The sequence below is a fragment of the Mycobacteroides sp. LB1 genome, from assembly GCF_013449725.1.
In the GTDB taxonomy this organism is placed as follows: Bacteria; Actinomycetota; Actinomycetes; order Mycobacteriales; family Mycobacteriaceae; genus Mycobacterium.
In genome coordinates this window covers 460,902-481,069 of sequence record NZ_JACCFF010000002.1, presented here as the reverse complement: position 1 = coordinate 481,069, position 20,168 = coordinate 460,902, and the positions used below count along the sequence as shown (strand labels likewise).

The following is a 20,168-nucleotide window of genomic DNA, read 5'->3' as shown; positions in this document are numbered from 1 at the left end:
CGCGGTATTCAGCGGCGCAGCGCGGGGTGTTGCCGAGCGAGCATGGGCACTAGCAAGCGGTTGGGCACAAACCGCGAGAGAAGCGCTGCGGCTCGGTTAGCCACACCGGGGATCACAATCATCTGACCCTTATCGAGACCCTCGACCCCTGCGCGTGCCACGTCCTTGACGTCGACCCACATGACCGGAGGCAAGGCAGCCTCGGCGTCCTCCTTGGAGAAACCGGCGGCTTCTCCAAATCCTGTGTGAACGGGTCCCGGGCATAGCACCGTCGCGGTGACGCCGGTCCCGAGCAACTCGCCGTACAGGCTCTGGGTGTACGAGAGTACGAATGCCTTGCATGCGCCGTAGCCTGCCTGCCCGGGCAGGGGCTGAAACGCGCCGGTTGAGGCGACGTTGAGGATTGCACCGCGATGCCGCTCGACCATGCCCGGCACGAACCGGCTGCACAGATCGGCGACCGCAACGGCATCGACCTCGATCATGTTCATCTCGGCATCGGGGTCGGACGCCGCGATGGCGCCAAGCGTCGATAACCCTGCGTTGTTGACCAGGATGTCAGGTGTCACACCGAGATTCACGATACGACCGTGCAGTGCCGCCCTCGCATTGCGATCGGCGAGGTCGGTCGGCAGCACTTCTGCTTGGCCGCCCGATGCGGAAATCTCTGAGGCAAGCTCCTGTAGTTTCTCGGCACGCCGAGCCACCAATGTCACGTGATGACCGCGAGAGGCGAGTTCACGCGCGATCGCCGAACCAATTCCCGACGACGCGCCGGTGACCACGGCCGTGCGGCCAGCTACGGGTTCAGGCAAGCTCATCGATCCGCCACCAGCTTTTCAATACCGGCCAAGGTTGCCTCCATGTTGAGACGTGCCTGAGCCCCCAGTCCGCTAATCAGCGGGCGGGTAAGCGGGGATTCCCTTGATATATCCCAGCTCTCGCGCACCAATGTGCCGCCGTCGACGGGCTCGAGTTCATACCGCCACACCCGGCCCGCAACGTACTTGCCGAGCGCTGTCGGCCCGCGCGTCTGCCAAGCAATCCTGCGGTCCTTCTCATATTCGACCACCGTGCTCGTCATGCGATAGGGCAGGCCGGCCTTCATCGACATGCTGAATGTGCTGCCGAGGACGAGGGGGCCGGTGTCGGCTCGGGCCGCACGGACCGCACCGGAACCATCGAATTCGCGATGCCGATTGGGGTCTGTAAGCAAAGCAAATATCGGCCCAGGGGCGGCCGCGATCATCCGCTCGACCGTTTCCACCTGGGATGACTTCATGCACTGAAGGGTACAGACCAGCAGGCGTGTTTGAGGCGATGCGCTGTGCGCTGGCTCCACCTCTCAGTACATTCGCTCGACCCACTGAGCGCGAGATGCCCCGGGCTCGAATGTCTCGGCGAAGTACTGAGTCTCGCGGACCACTTCCCCGCTCTCGAACTCCATGACGCTCACCACGTAGAACGGTTGCTCGTCGTAGGTCAGGACAAGTTCGCTGATCCACAGAGCGCCTGCGCCTACTATCCGCCGCACTGTGAAGCGCTTTTTGTTTGGTTGAGCGACTCGTGACGCCTGAATGTTGAGCAAGCCGCGGATGCGCTCGCCGGACTGCGGATACTCGAGCACCGCATCAGCTCGGTAGATCTGGTGTTCCCCCGCAAAGTCATCGGCATCCGCAGCCGCCCAATGGTGCTGCAGTGCGGAGCGCACGCTGTCGTCGTCCACGCTAGAACAGTAGCGCCGCTGGCAACTTTCAGTAGACGTCGCGGAGGTAGCGCTTGTTGGCGACGAGTTCGCGTTTGTAATCACGGGCGTGCTCAGGTGAGAGCCGACCGTGGGTTTCGATGATTGTGGTCAGTGCGGTGTCGACATCTTTGGCCATTTTGCTTGCGTCACCGCAGACATACAGATGAGCACCGTCCTGTAGCCAAGCCCATACCTCTGCGCCACGGTCGATCATCTTGTGCTGTACGTAGATCCGCTTCTTCTGATCGCGGGAGAAGGCGAGCTCAAGCTTGGTGAGGAATTTGTCGGTGACCATGTCGGTGAGGTCGTCACGGTAGTAGAAATGTTGCGCGGCATGCTGATCGCCGAAGAACAGCCAGTTGGGGCCGGTGTGGCCGAGTGCGCGACGTTCATGCAGGAATCCGCGAAATGGTGCGATACCGGTGCCGGGACCGATCATGATCATCGGCGTACGCGAGTCTTCTGGCGGTCGGAAATGAGGAGATTTTTGCAGGAAGACCGGCGTGGGTGACTCACCCGCTCGGTCGGCGAGGAATGTTGAGCACACGCCGCCACGTTCTGCCCCGTTCGCCCCTTGGTAGCGCACCACCGAAACTGTCAGTTGCACTTCATCTGGGCTGGTCAGCGGGCTGGAGGATATCGAATAGGAACGTGGGGTCAGGCGAACCAGGACTTCTTGCCACTGTTGGGCGTCGGCCCGGACGGGGAAGTCGTGCACTACGTCGACTCCGTTGCGCCCGAATGCCCAGGTACTCAGGTCGGCGCGCGCGGCGCGCAGAGCCTTAGCGGCTGCGGTGTCCTGGGTTGTGTCGGCTAGGAAGCTCAGAAGATTCGGGGTGATACGGCCGATGTCGTAGGCCGTGGTCAACGCCTGGCGAAATGTCTGTTCGGTGCCGTCGACCTCGACGACCTCCTCTGCGTCTAGGCCGGTCGCGGCAAGCCATGCGTCAACGGCCTCGGCGTTGTTGGTCGGATAGACCCCGAGCGCGTCGCCTACACCGTAGGTCACGCCGTGTCCGGAGATATCGAAACCGAAGTGGCGCACTTCTTTTGTTGAGGATTGAGGTGTCAGGACCATGTTGCGGCATAGCCGCGCCGTGACGGGGTTCGCGCGCGTAAACGTCTCGGTGGTCACGGCGGGTGCACTGGACGGTGAAGTGGGAGCGACCGTCTCTGTCATTGGGGCAACGGCTTGTGGGTTGGGCTGGCCGGTGTTGGATTCCTGTGCCTTGATCAGAGTGGTGACCTGTCGCGCCCAATGCGCTAGCGGCTCGTCGTCGTAGATCTCACAGTCCAGTCGATCCATCAGGCGGCTGGCGCCGAGTGCTGCCATTCGTTCGTCGATGGACTTGGCGTGGCCGCAGAAGTTGTCGTAGGCGCGGTCCCCAATCCCCAGTACGGCGAAGCGCGTTCCGTGCAACGCCGGTGCCTGCGGTCCGTGGAGTCGTTCCCAGAAGTCCGCACCGTTATCTGGCGGGCCGCCGTCGCCGAAGGTACTGGTTACCACCAGCACATCACGAACCGTGGCTAGATCATCTAGCGTGCATTGGTCCATGCTGACGATTTTCGCAGGGGTCCCGGAGGTATCGAACTGTGCGGCAAGCTTACCCGCGAATTCCTCGGCATTGCCGGTCTGTGATGCCCACAGCACCAGGGGCGTAGGTGCAACAGCGGAAGCCACTGCGGGGACCGTCGGCGCGATGGTGGCTCCATCGGAACGGGAGTACATCCCTGCCAGTGCTCCGTCGATCCACAGCCGAACCTGGGCACTCAGCGGTGCCGCTGGTGGCAGAACTGGGACACCTTCGGCACCACTGGCGACAGTTGCGAAAAAGCCTGTGAGATAAAGCCGCTCATCGCCGGAAAGTGATGGCGCTGGCTGTGGTGTCAGGCCGATCGCCTCGGCGACAGGGTGCATAGCTGGTGCCTCCGTCCGAATAGGTACATGGACAGTCTTGGTGGGACGCATACTCACCGCGCACACCTTCAGCTCAGGCTGCAACGAATCGGGGTCAACGGCATCGCTGGTGAGGGCATTGATGGCTAGGTATTCGCCGTGCTCGTCGTTCCAATGGAACGGCACAAAGCAGTTCCCGGGTCGCACACGATCGGTGACGACAGCGGGCAGCACCGCCCTACCCCGTCGTGACTGCAATTCGATCGGCTGGCCGTCGGCGATTCCTAGTTCGGCGGCATCGTCTGGATGCACTTCAACGAATGGGTCACTGTTGAGTTTGTTGAGCTTGGCAACTTGTCCAGTCTTGGTCATCGTGTGCCATTGGTGTTGCAGGCGGCCGGTATTCAGGATGAACGGGTAGTCATCGTCGGGCAGTTCGCGAGCATCCATGTGCGGGCGGGGGTGAAAGACCGCACGGCGCGACGGGGTCGCGAAGGCGAGCCGCGGTTGCTGTCCGCTCTCGTCGACAAAAAGGTTCTGGCTGATGCCGTCGTTGAGGTAGCGGATCGGGTGTCGATCATCGGTGTCGTCCGGAGGGCAGGGCCACTGCAATGGGGTCTGGCGTAACCGCGCGTAGCTCGCGCCGCGAAGGTCGTAGCCGGTCTTGGGATTCCAGAATTGCTTGATCTCATCGAACACCTCTTCACTGGAGGCATACGTGAAGTGCTCCCCGAACCCCATCGCGGCGGCCACCTGGCAGATCAGCTGCCAATCTGGCCGTGCCTCGCCGATCGGCTCGACGGACTGCTGGAGCAAGGTGAGATTGCGTTCGGAGTTGATCATCACCGCATCGGCTTCAGCCCACAAAGCAGCGGGCAGCACAATATCCGCATACCGATTCGTCGCCGTGGCTTCGTAGGTGTCCTGTGTGATGACAAGCTCGGCAGTCTCTAGCCCGGTGATGGTGTTTCCGCGATTTGGCACTGTCGCAACAGGATTAGTGCAGATGATCCAGCAGGCCTTGATCTCCCCTGCCGCCATGCGCTCGAACATCGCGACGGTGCCCGGACCCACGTCGGTTCGGATGGATCCTGGAGCCAGCTCCCACATCTCTTCCACGAACGCCCGGTCATCGGCGCTGACCACTGACCTTTGCCCGGGCAGGCCCGGTCCCATGTAACCCATCTCGCGGCCGCCCATCGCGTTGGGCTGACCCGTCAGCGACATGGGTCCACTGCCCGGCCGGCAGATCGCGCCGGTCGCCAAATGCAGATTGCAGATCGCGTTGGTGTTCCAGGTACCGTGCGTGCTCTGGTTCAGGCCCATCGTCCAGCAGGTCATCCACTCGCCGGCCTCGCCAATCATCTTGGCCGCGGCACGGATATCGGATTCGGGGATGCCGGTGATCTCGGCCACTGCGTCAGGTGGATAGTCCGCCAGAAATTCCGGCATCGCCGCCCAGCCCTCGGTGTGCTCGGCGATGAACTCCTCATCGATTGCACCGGACTCCACCAGCAGATGCAGCAGCCCGTTCAAGAGCGCCAGATCGGTACCAGGATTGATCTGCAAGAACAGATCCGCCTTGTCGGCGGTCGCAGTACGGCGTGGATCGACGACAATCAGCTTCGCGCCAGCCTTCAACCGATCGGCCATCCGCAAAAACAGGATCGGATGACAATCGGCCATGTTCGCGCCGATGACGAAAAACACATCAGCACAATCGAAATCGGTGTACGAGCCAGGAGGTCCATCGGACCCCAGCGACTGCTTATAGCCCGTCCCGGCGCTGGCCATGCAGAGCCGCGAGTTCGACTCGATATGCATCGTGCGAACAAATCCCTTGGCCAGCTTGTTCGCCAGATACTGCGCTTCGATCGACATCTGGCCCGACACATACAAGGCAATCGAATCGGGCCCGTGCTCGTCGAGAATCGCCCGCAACCTCTGACCCGCCTCGGTCACCGCAGCATCCACCGGCGTCGTTACGAACTCCGCACCGGGCGAAGGACGAACCAAAGCGCTCGTCATGCGCCCGTCGACGGCATCCATCAGTTCGGCGTGGGTGGCGCCCTTCGTGCACAACCGACCGAAGTTCGTCGGATGAAGCTTGTCCCCCGACACCCGAGCGATCACCGTGCCCGAGGGACCCGGCTTCGTGTGAACCTCGATGCCACAGCCGACACCGCAGTACGAGCACGCTGTCCGCGTGGAATTACCCGTGTCGCTTGGGCCGGCCATGCCATAACAGTCGTCAGCAAGTGTTTCCAGGGGGTTTCGGGCGATGTTAGGGCGAGGAAAACTCCCCTCACAATGCCTTCGAGGCGAATGTCAGCACTGGGATTGGCCCGTTGCAACCGTCTCCCAGCTGGTACCTGCCGACCTAGGAACGCCGCTGACAAATCCTTTCGAAGAGCGCCAGATACTCCTCGACACATCGGTCTGCGGTGAAACGCTCGTTCACATCGGCCCTGCATGCTCGGCGGTCCAGCTTGTCGACATCCGCTACTGCCGTGACGGCACTCTCGATATCGGAAACAAGAAATCCTGTTGAGCCGTGCCGGACAAGCTCCGGCATCGACCCCAACGATGTCGCGATAACGGGAGTGCCCGTTGCGAGGGATTCGACAACCGATAGCCCGAACGGTTCGGAGAAACTGATCAGGTGAAGCAACGCTCGCGCACCACCCAATAGTTCATCACGTCTCGCGGGTCCCACCGGACCGACATATGTCACCTCGGTGCCGGTGATATGCGGTTCAACGGCGGCACGAAAATATTCCTCGTCCTGGATGATTCCCGCGATAATAAGCGGGAGGCCCGCGCGTTTTGCCACCTCGATCGCTACATGTGTTCCCTTTTCGGGATGAATCCTGCCGAGAAATAGTAGATATTTTCCTCCAGCAGGTTTGAACGTAAAACTTGACAAGTCTACGCCGTGATAAATCGTCGACTCATAATGTAGATCCGGATGTCTGTTCGCATTACTGATCGCTACATAGTGCGCAATATCGTCGAAGGCTTGATAGACCGGCACGATTTTTGGCGATGAAAAGCCGTGAATTGTCGTGACCACTGGGACGGACACCAGGCGGCTGTAGGTCAGCGGCATGAAATCGAAGTGATTGGCCAGTATGTCGAACTCGCCGGCATGCTCGAAGACGATCGAATTATGCAGTGCCTCAGCGACTTTTGCATCAACTCCGGCGGATTCCTCATACCCAGATGGCACCGTGCCGACCAGTCGCGCCGATGTCGCTGAGTCCGCGGTGGCGAACAAAGTGACTTCGTGCCCATGGGCCACAAACCCCTCGGTCAGTGTCGACGCAATTTGTTCCCAGGGCCCGTAGTTCAGCGGCGGTAAACGGTGAGCCACGGACGCGATGACGCCAATTTTCACCAGATCCTCGATTTCCGGCGCGATCTTGTCGACAGGGATTATTTTCGACAGGTTGGGTGCCAAATTCACGGTATCAGGGAAAGCGACTCGGTGATGAGTTCGGTTTAGTTCCGGGTTCTACAGTCTCTCTGCCAGCGCATTTCTCGAAAAAATGCTACGCTGACGTCTGTTGCTCACTCTGTGGAGCAACAATTTCTGATCTACCCCAATTTATGGTGGTCGGTCTGCCCGCGTGATGCCTGGGCGGATTCTCAAGCGCTTCAGCGCGGCACGGACAGCCAATTGAGTGGCGGCAAGCGGTGGCGCGATTCGTGCTGTCCGCAGCAGGAAGGCCGGCACATGTCAGTTCTGTCCTACGGAGTTTTGAGTACTTATCCCCCTACTCAGTGCGGTTTGGCGACCTTCACCCGGTCACTGGTCGAGTCACTCGCTATGGACGATAGCGTCTCTGCGCCAGGTGATTTCGATCGTGCTCCGACCGAAAGGGCGCCTTCAGTCGGAGTTGTCGCGCTGGTCGATGCGGTCTTCGAGACACTCCCGCCCGGCGTCGTGCATCAATGGGTACGCAGCGCCAGGAACGGTGCCGCGGCCGCCGCGGTCGTGCTCAATCGCCACGACGTCGCGATTATCCAACATGAGTACGGGATATTCGGCGGCAGGGACGGGGCCGATGTATTGGAAACTGTTCGGGCACTGAGGGTTCCGACTATTTCCGTATTCCACACCGTGCTGGTCACCCCGACCGCACACCAGCGGACAATCCTGGAGAAGCTCGCGGATGCGACCACCGCGATCGTCACAATGACAAGCACGGCTCGCCAACGTCTCATAGATCACTACGCGGTTGACCCGGCGAAAATCCGGGTAATACCGCACGGCGCGGCCAACATCCGATCCCAGCCCGAATACCAGCATCAGCCGATCACGCGGACCCCGGTGATCTTGACCTGGGGGCTCCTTGGTGATGGCAAAGGTATTGAATGGGCCATCGATGCGATGGCCCTGATCGCCAACTTGCGACCGGCACCGCAGTACCAGGTAGTCGGCCAGACCCACCCCAGGGTCCTGGAGCGGCACGGCGAGTCCTACCGAAACCGTCTCATCGAGCGTGCCCACCGTCGCGGCGTCGCCAACACGGTGCACTTCGATGCTCGTTACCTTGACCACGTAGAGCTACGCCGGTTGATTCGTCAGGCAGATGTTGTCCTGCTCCCCTATGACTCGCGCGAGCAGGTGACATCCGGCGTACTGATCGAAGCCGTCGCGGCGGGCAAGCCGGTGGTATCAACTGCCTTCCCACATGCACAGGAATTGCTGTCAACCGGCGCGGGTCTATTGGTCGATCGACAAGACCCCGCAGCGATAGCCTCCGCATTGCGCCGCGTACTCACTGAGCCACAACTCGCGGCCCGCATGAGCGCAGAGGCTAATCGCATTGCTCCCGAACTTTTTTGGCCTGCGGTCGGTCGAAAGTATCGCGAGCTGGCCACCGAAATACATGATGCCGATTCCGTCATGGTGTCGGCATGAGCACCATCGCCATCTCCTATGCGCACCTAGCCCGACTCAGCGATACGTGCGGCATTTTCGAGCACGCGAAGTTCACCGAGCCCCGCATTGATCACGGCTACTGCCTCGACGATGTGTCGCGTGCACTCATTGTCATAGGACGCGAGCCCGAGCCCTCGGAGCGACTGCGCGCACTCGCACGGACGTACCTAAGTTTCGTCGTGGGTGCGCAGAGCCCGGATGGGCGGTTCCGCAACCGACAAACGGTCGACCTTGTTTGGGAGGACGATCCGAGCCTCGCCGATCATTGGGGCCGTGCCATCTGGGCGCTGGGCTCGGTGACCAACCAGATCCCGGAGCTGGCAGAGGAAGCGTTGGTGCACTTTGATATCAGTGTCACGTGCCGCTCACCGTGGCCGAGGCCGATGGCTTTCGCGGCGCTGGGCGCGGCCGAAGTGTTGCGTACGCGCCCTCGCCACAAAGGCGCCCGGGCCCTGCTCGAGAGTGCCAGTGCGCTGATTGGGGCGCCGACCCGCCGATTCGACTGGCGGTGGCCACAGCCACGCCTGCACTACGCCAACGCGGCGCTGGCGGAAGCCTTACTGGCGGTGGGCACTGGGCTCGGCTTGGGGCGGACCCACGCTGACGGGCTCGCGATGTTGCGCTGGCTGCTCGCGATCGAGACCTCAGGGGACCATCTTTCGGTGACCCCGGTGGGCGGATGGGCGACCGGAGAACCGCGACCGGGATTCGATCAGCAGCCCATCGAGGTATCAAGCTTGGCCGACGCCTGTGCTCGTGCCTACGACGATACTAGTGACCGTCGGTGGTACGACGCCGTGATGCTTTGCGAGGCTTGGTTTCTCGGCGTCAACGACACCAATATCTCACTGTTGGACCCCGTCAGTGGGGGCGGCTGCGACGGACTCGAGCGATACGGCAGGAATGAGAACCAGGGCGCTGAGTCGACCTTGGCCCTGATTTCCACCCTCCAACAAGCTCGCCGCCTCCGGCAGTTGGGACGATGACGAGCCACGCCACGACCGCACTGGACGAATCGGTGCGACGTGGCTCGCAGGTCCTCTATCCCGATGCAAGCCGTGTGCTGACGAAGCTGTTCCTCCCCGGTCAAGAGATTCGGGCCCAAGGTATTTCACGCGCCGATGTCATCATCGACCGCGTGCTGCGCCTGACGCCGGAGGAAGCTCAGACAACCCTTGCCGACATCGTGAGTCGGTTCCGCGAGCGGCACCGCGAGCTCGACGCCACGTTTGCGGCGCATTTTGCTCTCGTCAAACATCGTCTCCCTCAGACAGCATCGCTGACGCACGAACGCCAGCAGCTGATCGGTGCCTGTTTCACCCAGGAATACGCCATTGAAGCTGCGGCACTGCTTAATCCTTCGATGGTCGCGCACCCCGACCAGTCAGGTCTGGAGGCCGACGAATGCCGCTTCATCATGAGCCTGCGCGCAATCGGCGAGGGACATGTTTCGAGCGTCGAGTTCCGAACCGGCGTTCTCGCGCCTAACGATTCAGTACGCATCGACGCACCCGGGCACTTCGCGGATGCCGGTCGGTACTCCCCTGCGGCGCTATCGCGCAACTTCCTGCATGCCGCACTCGCCGAGCGCGGCGACGCCGAGGCCGCCACACATGTACTCAGCCTGCTGCCAGAGGAGTTCGACTCGGCAGCCCTCGGGGAAGCGCTGGCCTCCGTCGGCCGTGATCGCCTCACCCGCGGTAGTACAGACGCCATCATCGAACACATCCGGTGGATTGCCTCCTGCAGCTACCGGCTGACGTTTCCGCCCGACCGCCCGGTATCCGAGCGAGTCATCTTTCCGACAAGCCCCGACGGGAGCCACGGAGTCGAAGATGCGCGCTTCACTCAATTCCGGGACGACGATGGCACCGTCAGCTACTACGCGACATATACGGCCTTCGACGGCTCCAAAGTCGGACCGAGGCTTCTGCATACCCGCGACTTCGTCACCTTCGACAGCACCCAACTAACCGGTCCTGCAGCCAAGGACAAAGGCATGGCACTATTCCCCCGCCGGGTACACGGCGCCTATCTCATGCTGTCCCGCTGGGATCGCGAAAGCATCAGCCTCGTCAGCTCACCGGATGCTTTGGTGTGGAGCGACCCGGTCACGATCTACAGTCCGAGCCGCCCGTGGGAGCTTATCCAGCTCGGCAATTGCGGGCCACCGATCGAAACAGCGGATGGCTGGTTGGTGCTGACTCACGGTGTTGGCCCGATGCGGACCTACGGGATTGGCGCGATTCTGCTCGATCTCGACGACCCGGCCACGGTCGTCGGCGCGTTGCGCGAACCATTGTTGGTGCCGAACGAAACCGAGCGCGACGGCTACGTGCCCAACGTCGTGTACTCCTGCGGCGCGCTGGTTCACCGAGACACTCTGGTGCTGCCCTACGGATGCAGCGACTCTGCGGTCCGGTTCGCCTTCGTCCATCTGCCCGCGTTGCTGGAGAGCCTCAGGGCGTGATCCTGGTGATGGCAGGCTAGCCTGTCAGGCCGCCATGATGATGCGGAGCGCCGCGCTGACTTCGTCCTCTTTAGGAGAGTCGAGCAGAGGCATTTGCGCAGCCAGGCGCATGATCATCCTTGCGAGAAGGCGGTTGGTGCGCGCCGGCACCATGAGCATCTGGATCGTCCGATGCTCACCCCGGAGCGTGACTACCCAGTGGAACGAACGGTTCGCGAGGGGTGGAGGCATGGCCGCTGACCTCATGCTTGACCGAGGCGACCCTGCCTTCCAGTTCAGCGATACTTGGCTGACCGTGCCAATGTGTTCGGCCAGCTCGTCGATCAAAGGCGACAGTTCCCGCGCAATCAGTCCGTCGTCCTGTGGCCACCACGCCCCGTTCATCCTGCCGGTCTTGCGCGGACCTAACGTAAAGCGGATCGGCGGGCCGGGGTACTCAGGTTGTGTCATACGTACTCCCTTGTTGCTCAGTGGGACTCAGACAACGGAATTCGTATGAGCCAAAACAGTTGGCGCTAACTAGGTGCCACACGGCGATAGATACTTCACTGACAATACCCCCCTTTGGTGGGTCCGCCGGCCATGATTTGTAAGTGGTTGGTGTCCAATGAGTTTGGATATCGAAATGGCAATCGGCCGGTTAGGTTTGGCGATCGGAGGGTTTGCCCGTCGAACCCATGGGCGGTCACGGAATGCTTTCAATTGGGCGAGCAATCCCTGTAGTCACGCATAGGCGATTCTGACATGCTAGATTTCTGTAACTGCTGGATACGGGTACTGCTAGTTGCGGTTTCTGTCTGGCTCCCCGATGTGAGGACATATCGATGCAGAAGGACTTCACCGACCTCGAGTTGCTCCATGAGCTCGAGCCCGTGGTCGAGGAGAATGTCCATCGTCATCTCGGGGTTACCAAGGATTGGAACCCGCACGATTACGTGCCGTGGTCCGATGGCAAGAACTACAAGGCGCTGGGGGGCCAGGACTGGGACCCGGAGCAGTCGAAGCTCTCTGAGCTGGCCCGGGTAGCGATGATCACCAATCTGCTTACCGAGGACAATCTGCCCTCGTATCACCGCGAGATCGCCATGAATTTCACCATGGACGGGCCGTGGGGTACCTGGGTGAACCGGTGGACCGCCGAGGAGAACCGTCACGGCATCGCCATCCGTGACTATCTCGTGGTGACCCGGTCGGTGGATCCGCTGGAGCTCGAGAAGCTCCGCGTCGAGCAGATGACCAGTGGGTTCTCCCCCGGCCAGAACCGGCAAAACGTAGCGTCCGCGGATGGGCTGTTCGATTCGGTCGTCTATGTGACTTTCCAGGAGCTGGCTACCCGCGTCTCGCACCGCAATACCGGCCGCGCCTGCAATGAACCGATCGCTGACGAGCTGCTTAAGCGCATCTCGACCGATGAGAACTTGCACATGATCTTCTACCGCAACATGGTGGCGGCCGGTCTGGAGATGGCCCCTAACCAGGCCGTGCGGTCCGTCCACAAGGTGCTCGATAACTTCGTGATGCCGGGCTACACCATTCCGGGATTCCGCCGCAATGCCGTCACCATCGCCACCGGTGGCGTCTACGACCCGCAGTCGCACCTCGACGAGGTCGTACTGCCGGTGCTGCGCAAGTGGCGCATCTTCGAGCGTGACGACATCACCGGTGAGGGCGAGTGGTACCGCGAAGACCTCGCCCGCATTGTCGGCGACCTCAAGAAGACTTCCTGTGATTTCGAAGAGGTCAAGGCCAAGTACTTAGAGCGGCAGGCCAAGCGCGCCGAGCGCAACGCCGCCAAAGTCCTCGTTTAGCTCCGGGATGCCGAATCTATTGTGCGTCTAATCGATTCGACTACCGAACCTCACTGGCAGCAGGTGGGATCCAGAACTGTGCACAGCGCCGTGAGCGCATCCGGGACCGGTCGGTGATAAACGTTCATGCCGCGGCGGTCCGATTCGACCAGCCCTGCCTTACGTAGTTGGTTCATGTGGTGACTGACGGTTGATTCGGCGAGTCCGAGGATGCCTGCGAGGTCACCGCTGATGATCTCCCCCTCGGGCGCGCCGAACAGCTGGGACATGATCTTGACCCGCACCGGATCGGCCAGCGCTTTGAGCCGCAACGCGACCTCTAGCGCCTGCTCGTCACTCATCGGGCCGGCCGCCACGGGAGCGCAGCACACGGGACCGGTGGTGTCGACCACGGGAAGAGTCTTGGGCATGGCTACAGCATCCCGAATGGTTTGACATATGTCAAAGAAGTGGCACACTGAGCGCATCAGACAAGTTCGATGAATATCTCATTAGTTCCGGAGGTGGACCCAGTGTCCCGTGTGCAGCTGGCTCTCAATGTTGACGATCTTGATGCGGCAATCGACTTCTACTCCAAGCTCTTTGGTGTGCAGCCGGCTAAACGCAAGCCGGGGTACGCGAATTTCGCGATCGATTCCCCGCCGCTGAAGCTGGTGCTGTTGGAGAACCCGGGTCATGGCGGCACGATCAACCATCTGGGGGTGCAGGTCGAGTCCAGCGAGCAGGTGCACGCTGAGATAGGCCGCTTGACCGAGGTCGGCATATTCACCGAGGAAGAGATCGGCACCACGTGTTGTTTCGCGACGCAGGACAAGGTGTGGGTCACCGCGCCCGATCACGAGAAGTGGGAAATCTACACGGTTTTGGCCGATTCGGAGACCTTCGGCACGAGTCCTGAGCTCCTCGCTCAAACCGCCACCGCGGACGCCCCGTCGTGCTGCCAGGCACGGTGAACCGAGTACCCACCCCCGCTGCGGTTGGGAGGTTGTCGACGCTGGACCGGTTCTTACCGCTTTGGATCGGGTTGGCGATGATCACCGGACTGCTGCTGGGCCGTTCGATACCCGGACTGAACTCTGCGCTGGAAAAGGTTCAGGTTGACGGGATCTCACTGCCGATCGCGGTCGGGCTGCTCGTCATGATGTATCCGGTCTTGGCGAAGGTGCGCTACGACCGCCTCGATGCCGTCACCGCCGACCGCAAGCTACTGATCGGCTCGCTGGCCTTGAACTGGGTGCTTGGCCCGGCGTTGATGTTCGGTCTTGCATGGCTGCTGTTACCGGATCTGCCCGAATATCGCACCGGTCTGATCGTCGTCGGCTTGGCCCGCTGCATCGCCATGGTGATCATCTGGAACGACCTTGCGTGTGGTGACCGTGAAGCCGCTGCCGTGCTCGTCGCCTTGAACTCGATATTTCAGGTGGTGATGTTCGCGGTGCTTGGTTGGTTCTATCTCTCGGTGCTGCCCGGTTGGCTGCACCTGCCGCAAACCGCTATCGACATCTCGCCGTGGCAGATCGCCAGATCTGTGCTCATCTTCCTCGGTATCCCGCTCGCAGTCGGATACTTGTCCCGGCGTCTCGGTGAACGAGCCAAGGGGCGCGTTTGGTACGAGACGCGGTTCTTGCCGATCGTCGGTCCCTGGGCGTTGTACGGGCTGTTGTTCACCATCGTGATCCTGTTTTCCCTCCAAGGCGCCCAAATCACCTCCCGACCATGGGATGTGGCCCGGATCGCGGTGCCGCTGCTCGCCTACTTCGCGATCATGTGGGGCGGCGGGTATCTGCTCGGCGCTGCCCTGAGGCTGGGCTACCCGCGCACCACCACGCTGGCCTTCACCGCTGCCGGCAACAACTTCGAACTGGCCATCGCCGTCGCGATCGCCACCTGGGGTGCCACCTCCGGCCAGGCCCTTGCCGGCGTCGTCGGTCCCCTGATCGAAGTGCCCGTTCTGGTTACCCTCGTCTATGTGTCTCTGGCGCTGCGACGCCGATTTATGCCTGTACCACAACAGAATTCGCCCGAAACCGTGCGCGAGGAAGCGGCCCGATGACTGACGATAAGCCCACCGTGCTTTTTCTGTGCACCCACAACGCGGGCCGCTCGCAGATGGCCCTCGGATTTTTCGCGCACTTGGCCGGTAATCGGGCCGTTGGGTGGTCGGGCGGTTCGGAGCCCGGAAATGAAATCAACCCTGCCGCCGTCGAAGTCATGGCCGAGGTGGGCATCGATATCACCGGTGAGTACCCCAAGCCATGGACCAACGAGATCGTGCAAGGCGCCGATGTCGTGGTCACCATGGGCTGCGGCGACACCTGTCCGTACTTCCCCGGGAAGCGTTACGAGAACTGGGACCTGCCCGACCCCGCCGGCCGGCCCATCGAGGCGATCCGTCCTATCCGGGACGACATCGAACAACGGGTACGCAGCCTACTCACCGAACTCAACATCACTGTCACCCAATAGACCTGCTCTCCTGGCGAGAGCAAATGAATGCATCGACGCCGCATCTTTCTGGAATTCGCGTTCGCCGACGGATGTCCAAAGGTGACATCTTGCGCTCGACGCTCCTGATCTTGTCGAATGCCGCCTAATCAAACGCGATGGATTTCCGCCGGACGTAAACTCGTAAAGCTCCTTGTGTTCCAATGCAATTCGCCCGTGCTATCTCAGAAAAGATGTCAGGGTTCGCAAGTCCGGCTCGGGCTTCAGAGCGTCGGCATTTCTGGATTGGGCTAGCCGTAATGCCTTCGGAAATATGCAGTATGTTCATTCGCAAAGCGAAGCATCGGCATCTAGGGGTTTATGAAGCTGGGGCAGGTATTCGATCGGCGCCACAATGTACTGACGTTGTGGCGTCTCATTCTCGCGATAGGCGTGATCTTCTGGCATTCCTGGCCCCTGACCGGCCGCGAGATCGGCTACGCGCCTGCGGAGCGATTACTCGGCGACATTTTCGCCGACGGATTCTTCGTGATCTCGGGGTTTCTCATCACGGCAGCGTGGATACGCCGCCCGTACCTGAAGGAATATTGGACGTCCCGCGTGCTGCGAATCTTCCCGGGCCTTTGGGTATGCCTGCTTGTGATTGCCTTCGTCATCGCCCCGATCGCCGCGAAAATCAAACACACCACGGTCGCGTGGTCCTCAGAGCTCGGCTATGTGGTCAACAACGCTCTACTCAATGTGGCCTACGCCGGTATCGACGGCACCCCCACGGATGTGCCGTATCCGGGGGTGTGGAACGGATCTGTCTGGACCCTTTTCTTCGTTCTGCTCTGCGATGTGATGGTCTCCGTACTCGGCTTTGTCGGCTTACTCAAGCGGCGCTGGGTAATTCCGACCTTGCTCGTCGCGGCGATAAGTTGGTCGGCCTACGTCTCATACACGCCGCCGTTGTACAGCTTGCCGCAGATGCTGGCGCGGTTTTTTGTGGTGTTCCTGGCGGGCGCGCTGTTGTGCCAGTACCAAGACAAGGTGCCGGCCCGCTGGTCGTTGGTCGCGCTCAGCGTCGCCATCGTCGCGGCGTCCGGCTTTACGCAGAACTATCGAGTCATCGGCGCCCTACCGCTGGCGTACGCCGTCATCGTTTCGGGCGCCCTCATCCGTAAAGCACGGCTGCGCAATGACTTTTCGTATGGCGTGTACATCTACGCATTCCCGGTCCAGCAGTTGCTGGCCACCTTCGGGCTTGCTCGCTTGAATCCGTTCGTGTTCGTTGTCCTTGCGACGGCGGCTACCTTGCCGGTTGCCGCGGCGAGTTGGTTCGTGGTGGAGAAACGGGCGCTGGCCCTGAAAGCTCGGATCGTCCGGAGGTCCGTCAAGCACTCTTCGGTGAACGCGGACGTGACGGCCTGATCGGCCCGCGAGCCCCGCTTGCGACAATGGACGCATGGTCGAGAAGAGCATCTGGATGCAAAAGGTCGCGGCCGATCCCAACCATTCGCATTGGTACATCGAGCGTTTTCGCTCGCTGGCGCGTGACGGTGAGGATCTGGCCGGTGAGGCTCGCCTCGTGGATGCGCTGGTGCCCCGTGCCGCCCGCATCCTCGACGCCGGTTGTGGCTCCGGCCGCGTGGGCGGTTTCTTGGCTGCGGCCGGTCACCAGGTGGTCGGTGTGGACGTCGACCCGGTCCTCATCGAGGCGGCCGAGCAGGATCACCCTGGACCGCGTTGGGTGGTCGGCGATCTCGCCGAACTTGACCTACCCGCACGCGGTATCTCCGAGCCGTTCGACGTCATTGTCTCGGCCGGAAACGTCATGGCATTTCTTGCCCCAAGCACCCGTGTTCAGGTGCTGCGCCGACTACGCGCACATCTTCAGGGTGACGGCCGGGCGGTGATCGGCTTCGGCGCCGGTCGCGACTACGAGTTCGCCCAGTTCCTCGACGACGTCGCAGCGGCCGGATTCATACCGGATCTGCTGCTCTCCACCTGGGATCTGCGGCCATTCGCCGATGACTCCGACTTCCTGGTCGCGATCCTTCGCTCGGTGTAGCCGTGCCACTTCCCCACTGAGGGCATCCCATGCTCCCGAGGCACATTCGTTCCTGAGTGGGTGCGAAGCACCCTGTTTCATCCGTGTTGGTGCCCATACCGTCGGTGGTTACGACGACAAAGTGTGGCTTGCATCCGGCATGGGGCAGACGTGGAAGGACTGAATATGGGCGCACTAGAGGGCAAGACAGCGCTTGTCACCGGGGCATCGAAAGGCATTGGCGCGGCGGTAGCACGCGAACTCGCTGGAGCTGGCGCACGTGTCGCAGTGCACTACTCCTCGAACAGCGGCAGCGCAGATGCCGTAGTTCAGGCGATTCACGACGGAGGCGGACAGGCATTCAGTATCCAGGCGGACATTTCCAACCCAGCTAGCGTCGAAGCACTGTTCGGTCAGCTCGCGAATCAGGTGTCGAGTCTGGACATCCTGGTGAACAACGCTGGGATCTACGACATCGGTGACATCGGTGACGTTTCACTCGAGGAGTTCCATCGGCAGTTCACCCTCAATGTCTTTGGCCTGGCGTTGACGATCAAGGGGGCTCTCGGCACCGTAATGAAAAGCGGTGGAGCGATTGTGAACATTGGTTCTAGCGTGACTAGCTTCACGCCAGCAGGTTCGACGATCTACACGGCATCCAAAGGCGCAGTCGATGCGATAACTCGGACACTGGCCAACGAACTGGGTCCACGCAGGATTCGGGTCAACTCGGTGAACCCGGGACTGACCGTTACCGAGGGTATGCGCGCGAGCGGATTCTCGAGCCAGGCGTTCCAATCCGAGATCGAGAAGATCACTCCCCTGGGCCGGATCGGAACTCCCGGCGACATCGCGCCCGCGGTGGCGTTCCTAGCCTCTGACGCGGCCTCATGGATCACCGGCGAGATTCTGGTGGTCGGTGGCGGACTGCACTAAATGCCTAGCGCAGTCCCGTTCGCCCCTGCGTGTTCTGGGTGGGTGTGTTGCACCCAGGCGTGTTTCGACAAAGAGCACTAGCGTCGAATTCATGGTTCGGCGTAATGAGCTTGGCGAGTTCCTTAGGGCGCGGCGCTCGTTGATTTCTCCCCAGCAAGCAGGCTTGCCCGATGACGAGCCGCGGCGCGTGGATGGGCTGCGACGCGAGGAGGTGGCGATGCTTGCCGGGGTCAGTTCCGATTACTACACACGACTTGAGCAAGGGCGCGAGCGCCGCCCTTCGGAACAGGTGCTGGATGCGTTATCGCGGGCTCTGCATCTCGATGTGCACGCCTCTCAACACCTCTTCCGCTTGGTCCAGCCAGCACCGGAATCCGTGCCGGCTGTGGCGCCGGCTGTGGCGCATCCCGGTGTCGTCGCGATATTGAACGATGTCATCGCGGCCCCCGCGATGGTTCTCGGCCCGGCTCTGGATGTGTTGTCCATGAACTCTCAGGCCAGAGCCCTCTACAGCGACTTCGCGTGCACCTCGAATCTGCTGGAGATGGTCTTTCTCGACGAGGTGGCACGTTATTTCTACGTCGACTGGGAAACCGTGGCGCGCGATTCGGTGCGAAATGTGCGGGCGTTGTCGATGCCCTTCCACAACGATCCCCGGATGCTCGCGGTAGTTGGCCGTTTGAGTATCGAAAGCGCTGACTTCGCGCTCTTCTGGGCCCAACACGACATCAGGCCACGCCTGGGTGGAACTAAACGCTTCCGCCACAGTGTCGTTGGCGAGATCGACCTGAGTTTTGAGGGCTTTTCTGTGAACGAGGCACCCGGGCAACAGCTCCTGATCTATCGGGCCGACCCCGGTAGTGCCAGCGCAGATGCCCTGGCACTACTGAATACATTCGAATGACTTAACCAGGCGGTTTATGGATCGTCCTGTCCAAGAAGGCATCCCGTCGGGTGGCCTTCTTTGCTAAACCCTGCCTACAGAAGGAGCGAAGACATGACTATCGATGTGCCCACGGCCACCACGTTCGATCTCGGTGGTGACCTCACTGTGAACCGAATCGGTTACGGGACAATGCAGCTGACAGGCCCCGGAGTGTGGGGGCCACCGAGCGACCTCGACGCCGCCCGCGGCGTGTTGCGACGCGTGGTCGATGAAGGCGTCAACTTCTTGGACACCGCGGATGCCTACGGGCCGTGCACTGTCGAAGAGCTTATCTGTGAAGCGCTCTACCCTTATCCGGAAAACCTAGTGATCGCAACGAAAGTCGGACTGGTTCGAACAGGCCCGAGTCACGGTGACTGGATTCCCGTGGGCAGGCCAGAATATCTACGCCAGCAGGTGGAGATGTGCCTGCGCCGTCTGCGGCTGGAGCGCATTGACCTGCTGCAGCTGCACCGCATTGATCCCACAGTGCCACTCGTGGACCAAATCGGTGTTCTCGCCGACCTCCGGCAAGAAGGAAAGATTCGGCACATCGGACTTTCCGAAGTGTCCATACGCGAGCTGCAGTCTGCGCAGAAGATCGCACCGATCGCCTCGGTACAGAATCTGTTCAATCTGGCAGATCAGAGTGCGCACGATCTTCTCGAGTATGCGCAGGCCCACGGCATAGCGTTTATCCCCTACTTTCCGCTGGCGACCGACGGCTTACCCGATGGCGGGGCGATCCTGGACCGCATAGCCAATGACCACGGCAGCACACCCAAACAGGTAGCGCTGGCCTGGCTGCTCAAGCGCTCGCCAGTGCTCGTGCCCATCCCCGGGACCTCATCCATCCCACATCTGCTTGACAACCTCCGAGCGGCCCGGATTGACCTCGCTGCACACGAAATCAGCGAACTTTCGATCAGCGACTAGGTATCGATGTAGCGGGCGATGGCG

General features: G+C 61.3%; 18 protein-coding genes and 1 pseudogene. 12 read left to right on the top strand and 7 right to left on the bottom strand.

Annotated features, from left to right (window positions below):
- Positions 1 to 8 precede the first annotated feature (8 nt).
- From MLB1_RS13075 to MLB1_RS13055, 5 genes are all read right to left on the bottom strand, one after another.
- On the bottom strand, positions 9 to 821 hold the full coding sequence (locus MLB1_RS13075) for an SDR family oxidoreductase (RefSeq protein WP_180750223.1): 813 nt from the start codon (positions 819 to 821) through the stop codon (positions 9 to 11).
- Positions 818 to 1,282 carry an SRPBCC family protein gene (locus MLB1_RS13070; protein WP_180750222.1) on the bottom strand — a complete coding sequence of 155 codons (465 nt, stop codon included), beginning with the start codon at positions 1,280 to 1,282 and terminating at the stop codon, positions 818 to 820. The genes MLB1_RS13075 and MLB1_RS13070 overlap by 4 nt, the downstream gene beginning before the upstream one ends.
- A 63-nt stretch (positions 1,283 to 1,345) precedes the next feature.
- Entirely contained in the window at positions 1,346 to 1,726 is a 381-nt protein-coding gene (locus MLB1_RS13065; protein WP_180750221.1) for a nuclear transport factor 2 family protein, read from the bottom strand.
- Positions 1,727 to 1,754: 28 nt separating this feature from the next.
- Positions 1,755 to 5,882: a bifunctional nitrate reductase/sulfite reductase flavoprotein subunit alpha gene (locus tag MLB1_RS13060; protein WP_180750220.1), complete on the bottom strand. Its 4,128-nt coding sequence runs from the start codon at positions 5,880 to 5,882 to the stop codon at positions 1,755 to 1,757.
- Between the two features lie 142 nt (positions 5,883 to 6,024).
- Positions 6,025 to 7,110: a glycosyltransferase family 4 protein gene (locus MLB1_RS13055; RefSeq protein ID WP_358149152.1), complete on the bottom strand. Its 1,086-nt coding sequence runs from the start codon at positions 7,108 to 7,110 to the stop codon at positions 6,025 to 6,027.
- A 363-nt stretch (positions 7,111 to 7,473) separates the two neighbouring features.
- Here MLB1_RS13055 and MLB1_RS13050 point away from each other — a divergent pair, with 363 nt between their 5' ends.
- The 3 genes from MLB1_RS13050 to MLB1_RS13040 are packed head-to-tail and all read left to right on the top strand — an operon-like array spanning position 7,474 to position 11,062.
- A complete protein-coding gene (locus tag MLB1_RS13050; protein ID WP_255485841.1) occupies positions 7,474 to 8,571 on the top strand; it encodes a glycosyltransferase in 1,098 nt (365 codons plus the stop codon).
- Entirely contained in the window at positions 8,568 to 9,578 is a 1,011-nt protein-coding gene (locus MLB1_RS13045; protein WP_180750218.1) for a glycosyltransferase, read from the top strand. Before MLB1_RS13050 ends, MLB1_RS13045 begins: the two co-directional genes overlap by 4 nt.
- Positions 9,575 to 11,062, top strand: coding sequence for a glycoside hydrolase family 130 protein (locus MLB1_RS13040; protein WP_180750217.1), 1,488 nt, complete (start codon positions 9,575 to 9,577; stop codon positions 11,060 to 11,062). Before MLB1_RS13045 ends, MLB1_RS13040 begins: the two co-directional genes overlap by 4 nt.
- A 24-nt stretch (positions 11,063 to 11,086) precedes the next feature.
- Here MLB1_RS13040 and MLB1_RS13035 read toward each other — a convergent pair whose 3' ends face one another.
- Positions 11,087 to 11,446, bottom strand: a complete 360-nt coding sequence (locus tag MLB1_RS13035; RefSeq protein WP_180750384.1) for a DUF5994 family protein — start codon at positions 11,444 to 11,446, stop codon at positions 11,087 to 11,089.
- Positions 11,447 to 11,886: 440 nt separating this feature from the next.
- Between MLB1_RS13035 and MLB1_RS13030 the strand changes: the two genes are divergently transcribed.
- Complete coding sequence (locus MLB1_RS13030) at positions 11,887 to 12,870, top strand: acyl-ACP desaturase (RefSeq protein WP_180750216.1); 984 nt, start codon at positions 11,887 to 11,889, stop codon at positions 12,868 to 12,870.
- Between the two features lie 50 nt (positions 12,871 to 12,920).
- Here MLB1_RS13030 and MLB1_RS13025 read toward each other — a convergent pair whose 3' ends face one another.
- Positions 12,921 to 13,280 carry an Rv2640c family ArsR-like transcriptional regulator gene (locus MLB1_RS13025; RefSeq protein ID WP_180750215.1) on the bottom strand — a complete coding sequence of 120 codons (360 nt, stop codon included), beginning with the start codon at positions 13,278 to 13,280 and terminating at the stop codon, positions 12,921 to 12,923.
- Between the two features lie 102 nt (positions 13,281 to 13,382).
- On the opposite strand from MLB1_RS13025, the gene MLB1_RS13020 reads away from it, so the two are divergent.
- The 8 genes and pseudogenes from MLB1_RS13020 (at position 13,383) to MLB1_RS12985 (ending at position 20,144) form a co-directional block, all read left to right on the top strand.
- Complete coding sequence (locus tag MLB1_RS13020) at positions 13,383 to 13,823, top strand: ArsI/CadI family heavy metal resistance metalloenzyme (RefSeq protein ID WP_180750214.1); 441 nt, start codon at positions 13,383 to 13,385, stop codon at positions 13,821 to 13,823.
- Positions 13,820 to 14,923, top strand: coding sequence for an ACR3 family arsenite efflux transporter (gene arsB / locus MLB1_RS13015; protein WP_371750616.1), 1,104 nt, complete (start codon positions 13,820 to 13,822; stop codon positions 14,921 to 14,923). Before MLB1_RS13020 ends, arsB begins: the two co-directional genes overlap by 4 nt.
- Positions 14,923 to 15,336, top strand: a pseudogene (locus tag MLB1_RS13010) (arsenate reductase ArsC); the annotation flags it as partial. The gene arsB and the pseudogene MLB1_RS13010, both read left to right, overlap by 1 nt.
- A gap of 339 nt (positions 15,337 to 15,675) precedes the next feature.
- Entirely contained in the window at positions 15,676 to 16,728 is a 1,053-nt protein-coding gene (locus tag MLB1_RS13005) for an acyltransferase (protein WP_180750212.1), read from the top strand.
- 34 nt (positions 16,729 to 16,762) lie between these two features.
- Positions 16,763 to 17,368, top strand: coding sequence for a class I SAM-dependent methyltransferase (locus MLB1_RS13000; RefSeq protein WP_180750211.1), 606 nt, complete (start codon positions 16,763 to 16,765; stop codon positions 17,366 to 17,368).
- A gap of 165 nt (positions 17,369 to 17,533) precedes the next feature.
- Positions 17,534 to 18,283 carry a glucose 1-dehydrogenase gene (locus tag MLB1_RS12995; protein ID WP_180750210.1) on the top strand — a complete coding sequence of 250 codons (750 nt, stop codon included), beginning with the start codon at positions 17,534 to 17,536 and terminating at the stop codon, positions 18,281 to 18,283.
- Positions 18,284 to 18,374: 91 nt separating this feature from the next.
- Entirely contained in the window at positions 18,375 to 19,187 is an 813-nt protein-coding gene (locus MLB1_RS12990; protein ID WP_180750209.1) for a helix-turn-helix transcriptional regulator, read from the top strand.
- A gap of 93 nt (positions 19,188 to 19,280) precedes the next feature.
- Complete coding sequence (locus tag MLB1_RS12985) at positions 19,281 to 20,144, top strand: aldo/keto reductase (protein WP_180750208.1); 864 nt, start codon at positions 19,281 to 19,283, stop codon at positions 20,142 to 20,144.
- The last annotated feature ends 24 nt before the right edge of the window (positions 20,145 to 20,168 follow it).